Raw genomic sequence first — 13,105 nt, 5'->3', positions numbered from 1 at the left:
CCCGAGCAAGTAGCGACGCGCGATCGCGTGGTTGCGATGCCGACCCGAGACTCATACGCGGCGGCGGTCGCGATGGGCGAACTGTCAATGACCGGCCTGCCTCAAACCGCTCCCTGGGGTTATGGGTCCCGGCGTTCGCCGGGATGACGGCGGTGGGTGTGGATCGAGCCGGGTCACGTCGTTCGGCCGGGATGATGGCGTAGCTTCGCCAGGCAACGGTGCCCGCTCAATGCAGCTCCACCTTCGCCTTCTTCGACAGGTGGTCGCCGAGGAAGCGCACGTCCCAATTGGTCAGGCGGACGCAGCCGTGGGATTCCGACTTGCCGACCTTGGAGGGCTCGGCGGTGCCGTGGATGCCGTAGCCGTTGCCGACCGAGAGGCCGATCCAATAGGCGCCGACCGGACTGTTCGGGCCGGGCTTGATGGTGAACGGCTTGCGCGACTTGACGCCCTTGAACTCGTAGTCCGGATTGTAGCGGTAGTTGGGATCGGCATCGCGCGAGGTGACCTTGAAGGTGCCGTCGGGCGTCGGTTTCTCCTCGCTGCCGACGGTGGCCGGAAACACCGCCACCAGCCTGCCGTCCTTGTCGAATGCCTGCACCGTGCCGGCGTCCTTGCTGATGTCGAGCCGCATGATCTCCGGCGCCTTCTCGTCCGGCCGGATCACGTTGGCGACGGCGATCTGCTCGCCCTCCTTGTCGAAGCTGGCCTTCGGATTGAGCGCCGACAGCAGCTGTTCGCTCATGTGGAATTTCTCGGCCAGCGCCTCGCGCGGCGAGGTGTAGCCGAGCGCCGGCAGGTCCTTCATGTCCTCCATGTGCTGCGGCAGCTTCTTCAGGAACGGCCCTTTCACGTCGTCGCGGGTGATGGTGTAGGAGACGATCGCCGGCGCCTGGTCGCCGCGCAGCAGCGCGTCCCACAGCTCGGGCGTCAGCTTCGCATCACCGGCAAGCCCCTTGGCCCGCGCGAACGCGGCGAGCGCCGTGCGCGCATTGTCGCCGAAGCGGCCGTCGATCTCGCCGGGCGAGATACGCGCGCGATCGAGCAGCACCTGGGCGCGGATCGCCACCGGGTCCATCTTCTCTTCGGCCGGCGGCCGCTTGCGCAGCTCCGCGCCGTTGACGGCGTCGGCGGTGAGCTCGGCGGAGACCGCCGGCGTGACGAGGGCGGCGCAGAGCAGAAGTGGTATCCAGAGCCGAAGCATGATCGTGAGTCCCAAATAGAGATGGCCGACATTCGGCAGCGTCAACGTGGACCCTGCCGAGAAAGTTCGGGGGTCCTCCGCTGAACGTCGCAGCATGCTGGCGCGACTACCAGGGACGCGGGTCGGCTGGCCCGGCGGCTGCACGTCTGCTATCCCGACTTCAGCCGTTCAATTGACGTGAGTTCGCGAGGATCGGTTTCGCATGCGACATGCCGCAATTGCCACGATGCGCCGGATGCCGCTATTGGCCGCGGCCGGCGTGCTGGCCCTGATCCAGCCGGTGCTGGCAGCCGACGACAGCGCACCGAAGGGCGCCGCGGTCAGCGTGCTCAAGGCGACCAAGGCCTGCTTCGACAACACGGTCGAGGTGTCCGGCATGGTGCTGGCGCGCAACGAGACCGCCGTCAGGCCCGACCGTCCCGGACTGAAGGTCGCGGAGGTGCTGGTCGATGCCGGCGACAGCGTCACGGCCGGACAGAACCTGGCGCGGCTGACGCCGCCGGAGGGCGGCACGATCATGATCCAGGCGCCGGTCGCGGGCACAATCCTGTCGTCGAGCGCCACCATCGGCGCCTTCGCCTCCGGCCGCGGCGAGGCGCTGTTCTCCATTCTCGCCCGCAACGAATATGATCTCGTCGGCCTGGTGCCATCAGCGCAGCTCGGCAAGCTCGCGGTCAACCAGACCGCGCGGATCCGCATCGTCGGGGCCGGCGAGGTCGAGGGCAAGATCCGAAGGGTGGCGCCGACCGTCGAGCCGAACAGCCAGCTCGGCCAGGCCTTCATCGGCATTACCGGCACGGCGCGGCTGCTGGTGAATTCGTTCGGGCGCGCCGTGATCAAGATCGGCCAGAGCTGCGGCGTCGCGGTGCCGCTGACCGCCGTGCTGTACGATCCGGACGGCACCGTGGTGCAGGTGGTGCGCGCCCAGCGCATCGAGACCAAGCGGGTCGAAATCGGCCTGATGGCCGGCGGCCAGGTCGAGATCCGCGACGGCCTCGCCGAGGGCGACGTCGTCGTCACCCGCGCCGGCGCGCTGCTGCGCGAGGGCGACCCGGTGCGGCCAGTGATGGCGAGCAATTGAGGGCGGCGGCCGAGTCCTGCGGGACGGATGAAATGGGCAGGTCGCGCCAGTGGCGGTCGGCTCCCCTCCCCCTTGCGGGGAGGGGTCGGGGGTGGGGGTTCTCCGAGTCGCGCTCGACGTGATTTGCGAGCCCGCTCCTGGGAGGTTTTCAGCGATCCAAGGCAGCGCCATGCGGGAGGATCGCTCCCGCATCCGCCAAAGCAGGATGTTTGCAGCGAAGGCTCAAGCCAACGACGCGCAGCGCCCGTGGACCTCCACCCCCGACCCCTCCCCGCAAGGGGGAGGGGAGCTGACCGTCAGCTTGGTGAGAGGGGGGCAAACGCTCAGGCGCTCTGAGCGTCAGACGCGTTGAACGAGAGATGGAAACCCCAGGCCTCAGCTGCCCGCGTTGGCGACCTCGGCGCTGAAGCGGATGTCCTCGACCAGGGAGGACGACACCATCGGCACCTGCTCGCCGTCGGAGCTGCGCGCGATGGCGTTGCGGGTCTTGTTGAACACGGTCTCGGCGCTCGGGCTCTTGCCGAGTTGGTTGAGCAATTCGCCGACCAGCACGCTGTTCTGGCCCTTCGGATCGTCCAGCACCTTGCCCGGCGTCGCCGACGACAGGATCAGCGCATTGGCCGGTGCGTTGATCGGCGCGAGGCCGTGCGAATAGGCGCGGAAGCGGCGCTCATAGGGATTGCGGCGGGCGGCGTCGATCACCACCAGCTTGGCGCGCGCGCCCTGCTCGCGGACCGTATCGAGCAGACGCTCGATGCTGGTCCCCTCGCGGCGCACGTCGGATTCCCGCCAGATCTTGGCGTCGACCGGGATCATGTAGCTCTCGCGTCCCGCCTGGATGGCGTAGCCGCCGAAGAACAGCATCACGACCGAGTCGGGCTTGATCCTGGCCTTGAGGCGCTCGACCGCGCGGGTCATGTCGTCCTTATTGGCATCCTCGACGACATCGACATCGAAGCCGTCGCGGCGCAGCGCGCCGGTCAGCGCGCGGGCATCGTTGATCGGCTGGACGAGCGGCGCATTCGCATCGGGATAGTGACCATTGCCGATGACGAGCGCGAGGCGCGCGCCGTTGCCGGTCGCCACGCTGCTCTGCTCGGAGGCGGCCGCCTTGGGCGCCTCGAGCGAACGCTTGTTGAGGGCAGCATGCGCGCCGATCGCGAGCGACACCGTGCAGAGAAGCGCGGCGGCGATCACGGCCGATCGGCGGGAAAGAGAAGGCTGCCTTGCGGTCATCACGTCAATCCTGGTCCGAGCCTGCCCGTCGATGCCAAAGGGGTGCACCCTTTGGTCGCGCTGGCGCCTCTGAGGTTTGAGGGGTTGCGAGACGATGTGTCGTCCCAATGCGCGCAAATTGCGGCGCCGCAACGAAGAAAGGATTAACCCGAACGAGCACCCAGGGCAACATCGGAACACCATTGACTTTTCAAGCACTTGAAGAGAAACGCAAATTTAACCATGGCGGCGATCTCCAAACGGCCCTGGGCGGACCGCCGGGAGGCCACATTGCCGCCAAATCCGCCTCCCGCGCCGTGACCGCCGTCACGTTGTCTTTGGCGGTCGAGCGTGTCAGTTTGCCCCATGCATGCGCACGGCGCGCCGTTTGTGGGGCGTTTCGAGCAGCGCATGCCGTTCGTCCCGCCTCCGACAACCCGCGAGTCCTCGCTTGAGTTTCCAGTATTTCGCCGGCGCGGCCTGTCGCGCACTGACGGCCCGGAAGGATGGGCCCTCGCTGTACGAGGTCTGCGACCCCATCCTGCGCCGGCCCGGCAGCGGCGACCCGCATCTGTCGAAATTCTACCGGACCGCGCTGGGGAACCCGGCGCTGCGCGCATTGCTGCGCCGTGCCGGCCTGCCCGAGCTGAACGATCCCGCTCGCCTCAATGCGCTGCGCGACGCGCTGGTTCTCGCCCGCGACAATCCGACGCCGGACTGGGAGCAGGTCGGCCGCCCGGTCGCCGATCTGGTCGACAGCATCGCCTTGCACCACCCTGCCCCGCCGCGCCGGACTGCGGCGGCGGCCATGCCGCCGGCCGGCGAGGTCGACCGGGTGATCCGGGCCTGCGGTGCCGACCTGCTCGGCTCGTTCAGCCGCAATGGCTTCATCCCGACCTATGCCGCCTTCAACCTGATCGGCGATCCCGACATGAAGGGCTCCGAGGTCCAGATGGCGCTGCAGGGGCTCGACGCGCGCGGCTACAAGAACTCGACCCTGCTGTTCAACCTCGCCCGCGTCTTCATCGCGCGCTCGCCGGCGGCCGCGGTGATCAATCCGCCGTGGCGCGGCATCGCCGAACCGATGTGGGAGCCGGTGCAGATCCGCCACCGTTCGGCCTATTACGACGCGTTCTTCACCGAGGCGCTGCTGAGCTATCTGGAGACCGGCCTCGCCTCATCGGAGCAGACGAGCGCGGCGCGCGGCGCCATCGCCGCGATGGTCGAGTTCTGCCTGACCATCAGCCGCGAGCAGGTGCGCGGCGCCGACGGCAAGAGCTACGACGTCGTGACCGCGCTGGCGCCGCATCCGCATCCGCGCTTCTCGCGCTTCTTCACCCAGATCAAGCAGGACCTCGGCTTCGGCGTCTACGTGCCGGATTGCGACACCACGGCGTGCTCGTTCTCGGCGGCGACCCAGGCCGGCTCGGACGATCCGATGCTGAGCCAGCCGCTGCTGGACTTCTATGCCGGCTACCAGGTGCGCGCCGGCGGCAACGAGCCGCGCGTGACGGTGCCGATCAACGACAACATCGACTATGAAGGCGGTATCGCGACCTGGATCGACAGCCTGGCCGGCGAGCGGCCCTACGGCAATGATCTCGATCCGACGCTGAATCTCGACGTGCTCGAGGTCTCGTTCCGCAATCTCAAGCGCTGGCAGGTCCTGGAGACGCAAGGCAGGCTCGACGTCGTCAGGCGGATCGTCGGCTTCCAGCAGCGGCTGGTGCTGAGCGGCGCCTTCGCCGATCCGCGCTCGCACATCTATTATTTGCCGGAGCTGTACTGCGCCTATTTCGGCCGCTGCTACCACGCCTTCATGGCGCTGCCACCGGCGGCGCGGCAGGCGATCGATCCCGACGGCGCGCTCGAGCTCATCCGCCTGCGCGTGCTCGCCTATGTCGAGGACGAGCTGATCGGCCGCGAGATGAATCCGTTCGACGCGGCGCTCGCGCTGATCGCGCTCGGCCATCTCGGCGGCGCCGCAGCGAGCTTCGCGCCGGCGGTGCATTGCATCGTGACGTCGTTCGGCGAGGGCGGCCGGCGCCATCCGTACCGCGCCTATGAGTGGAACAAGATGAAGACCCCGACCCGCATCCTGGTCGGCGGCCCCGAGGTGACATCCGCGTTTGTGCTGATGGGCCTGGCGCTGGCCCGGCGGGTGGCGGTGAACTGATCGAGCGCGATCTCGGCGGCAAGGGCGGTGCGCTCCCCTCCCCCTTGCGGGGAGGGGAGCAGAGCGACGCCTTGGCCATAGCTCGGCTCCTACTTTCGGCCGCCATCGCGCGAAGTTGAGCGACTCAGGCAATCGCGGCGCTGGAACTGGCGGGCGATCCGCCGCACTATCGCTGCTATTGCCCATCCCCAAGGACGACCCGCGCCCGTTGATGTCGATGAAACCAGCCCTGCTCGCGCTCCTCCTGCTGCTGCCCTCCGTCGCGTCCGCGGCCGACATCACCGGGATTCCCAAGATCCGTGAGGCCGACGGGATCACGATCGGGGCCACCCGCATCCGGCTCGGCGGCATCGACGCGCCCTCCGTGGATCAGCTCTGCCTCAACAAGAACGGCGAGCGCTGGACCTGCGGCGTGGCCGCGCGTGACGAGCTGATCAAGCACGCGGACGGCAAGAGCTGGACCTGTCATCCGCGTTCGATCGATCGCCGCGGGCGCCAGGTGGCGCGCTGCGACGTCGACGGCGAGGACATCCAGAAATGGCTGGTGCGCAGCGGCTGGGCGCTGGCCTATCGCACCCTCTCGCGCGACTACGAGCCCGATGAGGCAGAGGCGCGGGCCGCCAAGGCCGGCATGTGGCAGGGCGCGTTCATCGCACCATGGGACTGGCGCGTGCGCAACAAGAAGACTGCGATCCTCGGCGCCACCAAGCCGCCGGAGGGCGCGCGCAAGATCCTGCTCGCCTCGGCTTCGGGCCCGGTCGCGCCCTCGCCGGACTGCACCATCAAGGGCAATGTCAACGGCGCCGGCGAGTGCATCTATCACACGCCGAAGAGCCGCTGGTACGCGCAGATCAAGATGCACGTCGCCAAGGGCACCCGCTGGTTCTGCTCGGTCGAGGAGGCGGAGGCCGCCGGCTGCCGCGAGACCCGGCGCTGAGCCCCGCCGCGCCGGCCCGCCGGGGCATGCCAGCCCCCCGGGTTCTCCGGCTTTTCTTATGCGGCGCCGCCACGTAAAACGGCGCTGGGCCGGCCGTGTGCGAGAGCCCATCACCACCCTCAACCGCCAAACCACATCGCCGAGGACACTGACAATGACCGTTCGCGCGGGCCGGGAGTTTCTGGCCATCCCGGGACCCACCACGATGCCCGACGAGGTGCTGCAGGCGATGCACCGCCCCGCGCTCGACATCTACTCCAAGCAGATGGTCGAGCTGACCGACGGCATCATGTCCGACCTCGGCCGGCTGTTCGCGACCAAGGGCAAGACCTACATCTACATCGCCAACGGTCACGGCGCCTGGGAGGCCGTGCTCTCCAACGTGCTGGCGCGCGGCGACAAGGTGCTGGTGCTGGAGAGCGGCCGCTTCGCGATCGGCTGGGGCAATGCGGCACGCGCGATGGGCGCCGAGGTCGAAGTGCTCCGTGGCGACTGGCGCCGCGCGGTGCGGCCGGCCGAGGTCGAGGCGCGGCTGCGCGCCGACAAGGAGCACTCCATCAAGGCGATCGTGGTGGCGCAGATCGATACGGCGTCGGGCGTCGTCAATGACGTCGAGGCGATCGGCCGCGCCATCAAGGCCGCAGGCCATCCGGCGCTCTACATGGTCGACACCGTCGCTTCGCTCGGCTGCATGCCGTTCGAGATGGATGAATGGGGCATCGACGTCGCGATGTCCGGCTCGCAGAAGGGCCTGATGACGCCGCCCGGTCTCGGCTTCGTCGCCGCGAACGCCCGCGCGCTCGAGGCGCACAAGCGCGCCAACATGCGCACGCCCTATTGGGACTGGAGCGAGCGCGAGGGCACCGAGCACTATCGCAAATATGGCGGCACCGCGCCGGTGCATCTCTTGTTCGCGCTGCGCCAGGCCATGGACATGCTGTTCGACGAAGGGCTGCCGCACGCCTTCCGCCGCCATGAGCTGCTCGCCGAGGCCGTGCGACGCGCGGTGGCGAAGTGGAGCGAGGGCCAGGTGATCGGCTTCAATATCGCAGACGCCGCCGAGCGCTCCAACACCGTGACCACGGTGCTGGTCGGCGGCGGCCATGATCCGGCGGTGCTGCAGACCTACTGCAAGGAGCAGTGCGGCGTCGTGCTCGGCACCGGGATCGGCGACCTGCAGGGCCAGGCGTTCCGCATCGCCCATATGGGCCATGTCAACGCGCCGATGGTGCTGGGCACGCTCGGCGTGATCGAAATGGCGCTGGTGGCGTTGAAGATCCCGCACGGCCGCGGCGGCCTCGACGCCGCGATCCAATGGCTCGGCGAGAGCGTGACCCCGTAAAGGACGAGATGACAGACAGCAGCAAAACAGCGCCGGTGGCGCCGCGCCATCAGCACAGCTTCACCCGCCACGGCATCACCGTGCAGGACGACTATGCGTGGCTGAAAGACGCGCGCTGGCAGGAGGTGCTGCACGATCCGTCGCTGCTGGATGCTGATATCCGCGCCTATCTCGAAGCCGAGAACGCCTATGCGGAATCCGTGCTCGGCCACACCTCACCGCTGCAGAAGAAGCTCGTCGCGGAGATGCGCGGCCGCATCAAGGAGGACGATTCCTCGGTGCCGTCGCCGGACGGGCCCTACGCTTATTTCCGCAAGTACCGCGAGGGCGGCCAGCACGAATTGTTCTGCCGGACGCCGCGCAACGGCGGAGCGGAGACCATCGGGCTCGACGGCGACGCGCTGGCGCGCGGGCATGAGTATTTCAAGTTCGGCGGCAGCCGGCATTCGCACGACCACAAGCGCGTCGCCTGGAGCGCCGACACCAAGGGCTCGGAATATTTCACCATCCGCGTGCGCGACTGGGATGGCGGCGATGATCTCGCCGACGTCGTCGAGGAGACCGACGGCGGCGCGGTGTGGTCGCGCGACTGCACGAGCTTCTTCTACGTCAAGCTCGACGACAATCACCGCCCGATGCAGGTGTGGCGGCACAAGCTCGGCACCAGGCAGGCCGATGACGTGCTGGTGTACGAGGAGAAGGACACCGGCTGGTTCACCCATGTGCACGAGTCGACCTCGGGCCGGTTCTGCGTCATCGCCGGCGGCGATCATGAGACCTCCGAGCAGCGGCTGATCGATCTCGATCATCCCGAGGCGCCGCCACGGCTGGTGGCCGCGCGCGAAAACAGCGTGCAATATTCGATCGCCGATCGCGGCGACGAGCTGTTCATCCTGACCAATGCCGATGGCGCGATCGACTTCAAGATCGTCACCGCGCCGCTGTCTGCGCCCGGGCGCGCCAACTGGCGCGACCTCATTCCGCACCGCGCCGGCATCTACGTGCTCGACCACGATCTCTATGCGGGCCATCTGGTGCGACTGGAGCGCGCCAACGCGCTGCCGTCGATCGTGATCCGCGACCTGACATCCGGCGAGGAGCACGCGATCGCCTTCGACGAGGACGCGTATTCGCTCGATGCGATGGGCTCCTACGAGTTCGATACGACCAACCTGCGCTTTGCCTATTCGTCGATGACAACGCCGTCGGAGGTCTGGGACTACGACATGGTGACGCGCGCGAAAACCTTGCGCAAGCGCCAGGAGATTCCGTCCGGGCACAATCCGGCCGACTACGTCACCACGCGCATCATGGCGAAGGCCGATGATGGCGCCGAGGTGCCGGTGTCGCTGCTGCACCGGCGCGACTTCAAGGCCGACGGCTCGGCGCCGCTGCTGCTCTATGGCTACGGCTCCTATGGGCATGCGATGCCGGCGTCTTTCAGCACCAACCGGCTGTCGCTGGTCGACCGCGGCTTCGTCTACGCCATCGCCCATATCCGCGGCGGCACCGACAAGGGCTGGGGCTGGTACCTCGACGGCAAGCGCGAGAAGAAGACCAACAGTTTCGACGATTTCTCAGCCTGCGCGCGGGCGCTGATCACGGCGAACTACACAGCGGCCGGCCGCATCGTCGGCCATGGCGGCAGCGCCGGCGGCATGCTGATGGGCGCGGTCGCCAACCGCGCAGGCGAGCTGTTCGCCGGCATCGTCGCCGAGGTCCCGTTCGTCGACGTGCTCAACACGATGCTCGACGACACCCTGCCGCTGACGCCGCCGGAATGGCCCGAATGGGGCAACCCGATCGAGAGCGAGACGGATTTCCGCACCATCCTGTCCTACTCGCCGTATGACAACGTCGCGGCCAAGGCGTATCCCGCGATCCTGGCGATGGCCGGATTGACCGATCCGCGCGTCACCTATTGGGAGCCTGCGAAATGGATCGCGCGGCTGCGCGCGACGATGACCGGGGGCGGCCCGGTCCTCCTGCGCACCAACATGGGCGCCGGCCACGGCGGCGCCTCCGGGCGCTTCAACCGGCTGGATGAGGTCGCGATCGTCTATGCGTTCGCGCTGTGGGCGGTGGGGCTGGCGAATCGGACGGCGTGAGCGCGGCCGACGCCGGCAATTGCCGGATGTGGCGCGGGATCGCACCCCATCGACACCGGTTGTGGAGCGGCAGCCGGGCACACCGCGCCGGCTAGACCATCTGCTCGGCGACCACCATGTAGTTCACGTCCATGTCGGTCGACAGGCTCCAGCGGTCGGCGAAGGGGCTGTAGACGACGCCGCTCTGCTCGGTGATGACCAGGCGGTTGTCGAGCAGGTATTTGGTCAGTTCGTCCGGCGTGACGAACTTGCTCCACTCGTGCGTGCCGCGCGGCAGCCAGCGCAGCACGTATTCGGCGCCGACGATGGCGAGCGCAAAGCTCTTCCAGTTGCGGTTCAGGGTCGAGACCACCATCATGCCGCCCGGCTTCAGCACCGCGGCACAGCGGCCGAGGAAGGCACTGACGTCGGTGACGTGCTCGACGACCTCCATCGCCAGCACGATGTCGAAGCGCTCGCGCGGGTCCATCTCCTCGATCGTGGTGCAGCGGTAGTCGATCGACAGATGACCCTTCTCGGCATGCAGCCTGGCAGCGGCAATGTTGCTGGCCGAGGGGTCGACGCCGACGACCTGCGCGCCCAGCCGTGTGAACGGCTCGCACAGCAATCCCGCGCCGCAGCCGATGTCGAGCATGCGCAGCCCGGACAGGCAGTTGAGGCTCTTGGCGTTGCGCTCGAATTTCCGGCAGGCGGCATCGCGGATATAGGTCAGGCGCAGCGGGTTGATCTTGTGCAGGGGCGCCATCTTGCCCTTCGGGTCCCACCAGGTCTCGGACAGTTTCGAGAACTTCGCGATCTCGGCCGGATCGACGGTCGAGCCGGAGGGAACAGAAGGGCTGCGGGAATCCTGAGGCATTGTCATCGCTGAATACTCAATGATCGAAGCTGCGGCGCCGTACCGGGCTAGCGCGCCGTGATGGCGTTCCGGAACGCCAGCGGCTCCGCGATGGTCGAAATGGTTTCCTTGCCCTCGCCCACACCCAAGATGGTGACATCGCCGTAATTGAGAACCCGTCCCATGATGGTCTGGTTGACGTCGACGCTCTCGACCTTGTCGAGGGCCATCTCGAAGGTACGGCGCTTGATGAAACCGGTTTTGTGCACGACGCGGCGATTGGTGACGTCCGTCTCGGTGGTGAGACGATGGAACCAGGCCCGGACCGTCCAATACAGCGCAACAATGGCGATGACGGCGGCGGTGGCCAGGCACAGCATGACCAGATTGTCGTTCACGGTCATGCGGGTGAGGACGAGCAATCCGAACACGACGATCCAGGCCCCGATCGCCGGAAGGTAGAACATCCAGTGCGCATTGGTCGAATACAGCACCTTCTCGCCGGGTTGCAGGATTTCGTCGATGTAACGCGCCATTCCAAGCCTCTAACCTGACCCTGTAACCTGACCCTGTCACCACAAGGAACCGTCTTGCCCCCAGCCGCGGCGCTATGTATACGCGCGTTTCGGCTGGCGCGCCTCCGGTTTCGCGCTCAGCCGGTCAACTTATCCTCCTGATGGGAATGAGCGCGTCGTCATGGGTCGCCTCGTGCTGAAATTCGGCGGCACCTCCGTCGCCAACATCGACCGCATCCGCAACGTCGCGCGCCACGTCAAGCGCGAGGTCGATGCCGGTCATGAGGTCGCCGTTGTCGTCTCGGCGATGTCGGGCAAGACCAACGAACTGGTCGCCTGGTGCACCGAGGCGTCGCCGATGCACGATGCGCGCGAATACGACGCCGTCGTGGCCTCGGGCGAGCAGGTCACGTCCGGCCTGCTGGCGATCGTGCTGCAGGGCATGGGCATCCAGGCCCGCTCGTGGCAGGGCTGGCAGATCCCGATCAAGACCAGCGATGCCCATGCCTCGGCGCGAATCGTCGATATCGACGGCTCCGAGCTGATCCAGCGCTTTCGCGACCGCAAGGAGGTCGCGGTCATCGCCGGCTTCCAGGGCATCAACGCCGAAACCGGGCGAATCACCACGCTCGGCCGCGGCGGCTCGGACACCTCGGCGGTGGCGATCGCGGCCGCCATCAAGGCAGACCGCTGCGACATCTATACCGACGTCGACGGCGTCTATACCACCGATCCCCGGGTGGTGCCGAAGGCCAAGCGGCTCGACAAGATCGCCTTCGAGGACATGCTGGAGCTGGCGTCCCAGGGCGCCAAGGTGCTGCAGGTCCGCTCGGTGGAACTGGGCATGGTCCACAACATGCCGATCTTCGTCCGCTCCTCATTCGACAAGCCCGAGGATATCGACCCGCACGCCAACCAGCCGCCGGGGACGCTGATCTGCAGCGAGGAACAAATCATGGAAAATCACGTCGTGACCGGCATCGCCTTCTCCAAGGACGAGGCCCAGATCTCGGTGCGCCAGATCGAGGACAAGCCGGGTGTTGCCGCCTCGATCTTCGGACCACTGGCGGATGCCAACATCAACGTCGACATGATCGTCCAGAACGTCTCCGAAGACGGCAAGACAACCGATCTCACCTTCACGGTGCCGGCCACCGATTACAATCGCGCGCGCGAGACCATCACGGCGGCCAAGGACAAGATCGGCTATCAGCGCCTGGATACCGCGACCGACGTTGCCAAGGTCTCGGTGATCGGCTCGGGCATGCGCAGCCATGCCGGCGTCGCCGCCAAGGGATTTGCCGCCCTCGCCGCCCGCAACATCAACATCCGCGCGATCACGACCTCCGAGATCAAGTTCTCGGTGCTGATCGACGCCGCCTACACCGAGCTCGCCGTCCGCACGCTGCATACGCTCTACGGACTGGACCAGGCCTAGAAAATCCTCCTCCGCGACCACACCTGTCCCGTTATGTGACAGCGGGACGGGCCGGAGATCGTTCGAAAGCCGTTGACGCCGCCCGCGGTGGCAGGCGTTTTGCTTGGCAAAACAAGCCCTAATTCGCTATACGCCATCGCAGGATGGCAGCCGCAAACTGTGCTCCAGTGATGGTTGTTCTGGTTCGGGCCGGCACTCTGAGCGTGCGATAGTGCCGAATCGAGAAAGCTGTTCGATGCCGCGAGTTTAGCGCC

10 protein-coding genes are annotated in these 13,105 nt (G+C 67.1%); 6 read left to right on the top strand and 4 right to left on the bottom strand.

What is annotated here, in order from left to right; all coding sequences use genetic code 11:
- Positions 1 to 226: 226 nt before the first annotated feature.
- Positions 227 to 1,204, bottom strand: coding sequence for a L,D-transpeptidase family protein (locus ACQR1D_RS03110; RefSeq protein ID WP_434838218.1), 978 nt, complete (start codon positions 1,202 to 1,204; stop codon positions 227 to 229).
- Positions 1,205 to 1,406: 202 nt separating this feature from the next.
- Here ACQR1D_RS03110 and ACQR1D_RS03105 point away from each other — a divergent pair, with 202 nt between their 5' ends.
- Positions 1,407 to 2,285, top strand: a complete 879-nt coding sequence (locus tag ACQR1D_RS03105; RefSeq protein ID WP_434838202.1) for an efflux RND transporter periplasmic adaptor subunit — start codon at positions 1,407 to 1,409, stop codon at positions 2,283 to 2,285.
- A 375-nt stretch (positions 2,286 to 2,660) separates the two neighbouring features.
- Here ACQR1D_RS03105 and ACQR1D_RS03100 read toward each other — a convergent pair whose 3' ends face one another.
- Positions 2,661 to 3,521, bottom strand: a complete 861-nt coding sequence (locus ACQR1D_RS03100) for a caspase family protein (protein WP_434840473.1) — start codon at positions 3,519 to 3,521, stop codon at positions 2,661 to 2,663.
- A 430-nt stretch (positions 3,522 to 3,951) separates the two neighbouring features.
- Here ACQR1D_RS03100 and ACQR1D_RS03095 point away from each other — a divergent pair, with 430 nt between their 5' ends.
- From ACQR1D_RS03095 to ACQR1D_RS03080, 4 genes are all read left to right on the top strand, one after another.
- On the top strand, positions 3,952 to 5,676 hold the full coding sequence (locus ACQR1D_RS03095) for a hypothetical protein (RefSeq protein WP_434893632.1): 1,725 nt from the start codon (positions 3,952 to 3,954) through the stop codon (positions 5,674 to 5,676).
- A 211-nt stretch (positions 5,677 to 5,887) separates the two neighbouring features.
- Positions 5,888 to 6,613 (top strand): thermonuclease family protein, encoded by a 726-nt coding sequence (locus ACQR1D_RS03090; protein ID WP_315801731.1) that lies wholly within the window; start codon positions 5,888 to 5,890, stop codon positions 6,611 to 6,613.
- A 154-nt stretch (positions 6,614 to 6,767) separates the two neighbouring features.
- Positions 6,768 to 7,955, top strand: coding sequence for a pyridoxal-phosphate-dependent aminotransferase family protein (locus tag ACQR1D_RS03085; RefSeq protein ID WP_434847380.1), 1,188 nt, complete (start codon positions 6,768 to 6,770; stop codon positions 7,953 to 7,955).
- Between the two features lie 8 nt (positions 7,956 to 7,963).
- A complete protein-coding gene (locus ACQR1D_RS03080) occupies positions 7,964 to 10,063 on the top strand; it encodes a S9 family peptidase (protein WP_434893633.1) in 2,100 nt (699 codons plus the stop codon).
- A 91-nt stretch (positions 10,064 to 10,154) separates the two neighbouring features.
- On the opposite strand, the gene ubiG is transcribed toward ACQR1D_RS03080, so the two are convergent.
- Positions 10,155 to 10,919 (bottom strand): bifunctional 2-polyprenyl-6-hydroxyphenol methylase/3-demethylubiquinol 3-O-methyltransferase UbiG, encoded by a 765-nt coding sequence (ubiG, locus tag ACQR1D_RS03075; protein ID WP_409997904.1) that lies wholly within the window; start codon positions 10,917 to 10,919, stop codon positions 10,155 to 10,157.
- 47 nt (positions 10,920 to 10,966) lie between these two features.
- Complete coding sequence (locus tag ACQR1D_RS03070) at positions 10,967 to 11,434, bottom strand: PH domain-containing protein (protein WP_315801735.1); 468 nt, start codon at positions 11,432 to 11,434, stop codon at positions 10,967 to 10,969.
- A 160-nt stretch (positions 11,435 to 11,594) separates the two neighbouring features.
- Between ACQR1D_RS03070 and ACQR1D_RS03065 the strand changes: the two genes are divergently transcribed.
- Entirely contained in the window at positions 11,595 to 12,851 is a 1,257-nt protein-coding gene (locus tag ACQR1D_RS03065) for an aspartate kinase (RefSeq protein WP_315801736.1), read from the top strand.
- The last annotated feature ends 254 nt before the right edge of the window (positions 12,852 to 13,105 follow it).

The sequence above is a fragment of the Bradyrhizobium sp. HKCCYLRH2047 genome, assembly GCF_051168175.1.
Taxonomy (GTDB): Bacteria; Pseudomonadota; Alphaproteobacteria; order Rhizobiales; family Xanthobacteraceae; genus Bradyrhizobium.
This window is presented reverse-complemented; position numbering and strand designations above follow the sequence as displayed.

Bases quoted from the DNA above. Each gene is read 5' to 3' on its own strand.
- ACQR1D_RS03070 (WP_315801735.1), bottom strand. From the start codon at position 11,434: ATGGCGCGTTACATCGACGAAATCCTGCAACCCGGCGAGAAGGTGCTG.
- ACQR1D_RS03085 (WP_434847380.1), top strand. From the start codon at position 6,768: ATGACCGTTCGCGCGGGCCGGGAGTTTCTGGCCATCCCGGGACCCACC.
- ACQR1D_RS03090 (WP_315801731.1), top strand. From the start codon at position 5,888: ATGTCGATGAAACCAGCCCTGCTCGCGCTCCTCCTGCTGCTGCCCTCC.
- ACQR1D_RS03065 (WP_315801736.1), top strand. From the start codon at position 11,595: ATGGGTCGCCTCGTGCTGAAATTCGGCGGCACCTCCGTCGCCAACATC.
- ACQR1D_RS03105 (WP_434838202.1), top strand. From the start codon at position 1,407: ATGCGACATGCCGCAATTGCCACGATGCGCCGGATGCCGCTATTGGCC.
- ACQR1D_RS03110 (WP_434838218.1), bottom strand. From the start codon at position 1,204: ATGCTTCGGCTCTGGATACCACTTCTGCTCTGCGCCGCCCTCGTCACG.
- ACQR1D_RS03080 (WP_434893633.1), top strand. From the start codon at position 7,964: ATGACAGACAGCAGCAAAACAGCGCCGGTGGCGCCGCGCCATCAGCAC.
- ubiG (WP_409997904.1), bottom strand. From the start codon at position 10,919: ATGCCTCAGGATTCCCGCAGCCCTTCTGTTCCCTCCGGCTCGACCGTC.
- ACQR1D_RS03100 (WP_434840473.1), bottom strand. From the start codon at position 3,521: ATGACCGCAAGGCAGCCTTCTCTTTCCCGCCGATCGGCCGTGATCGCC.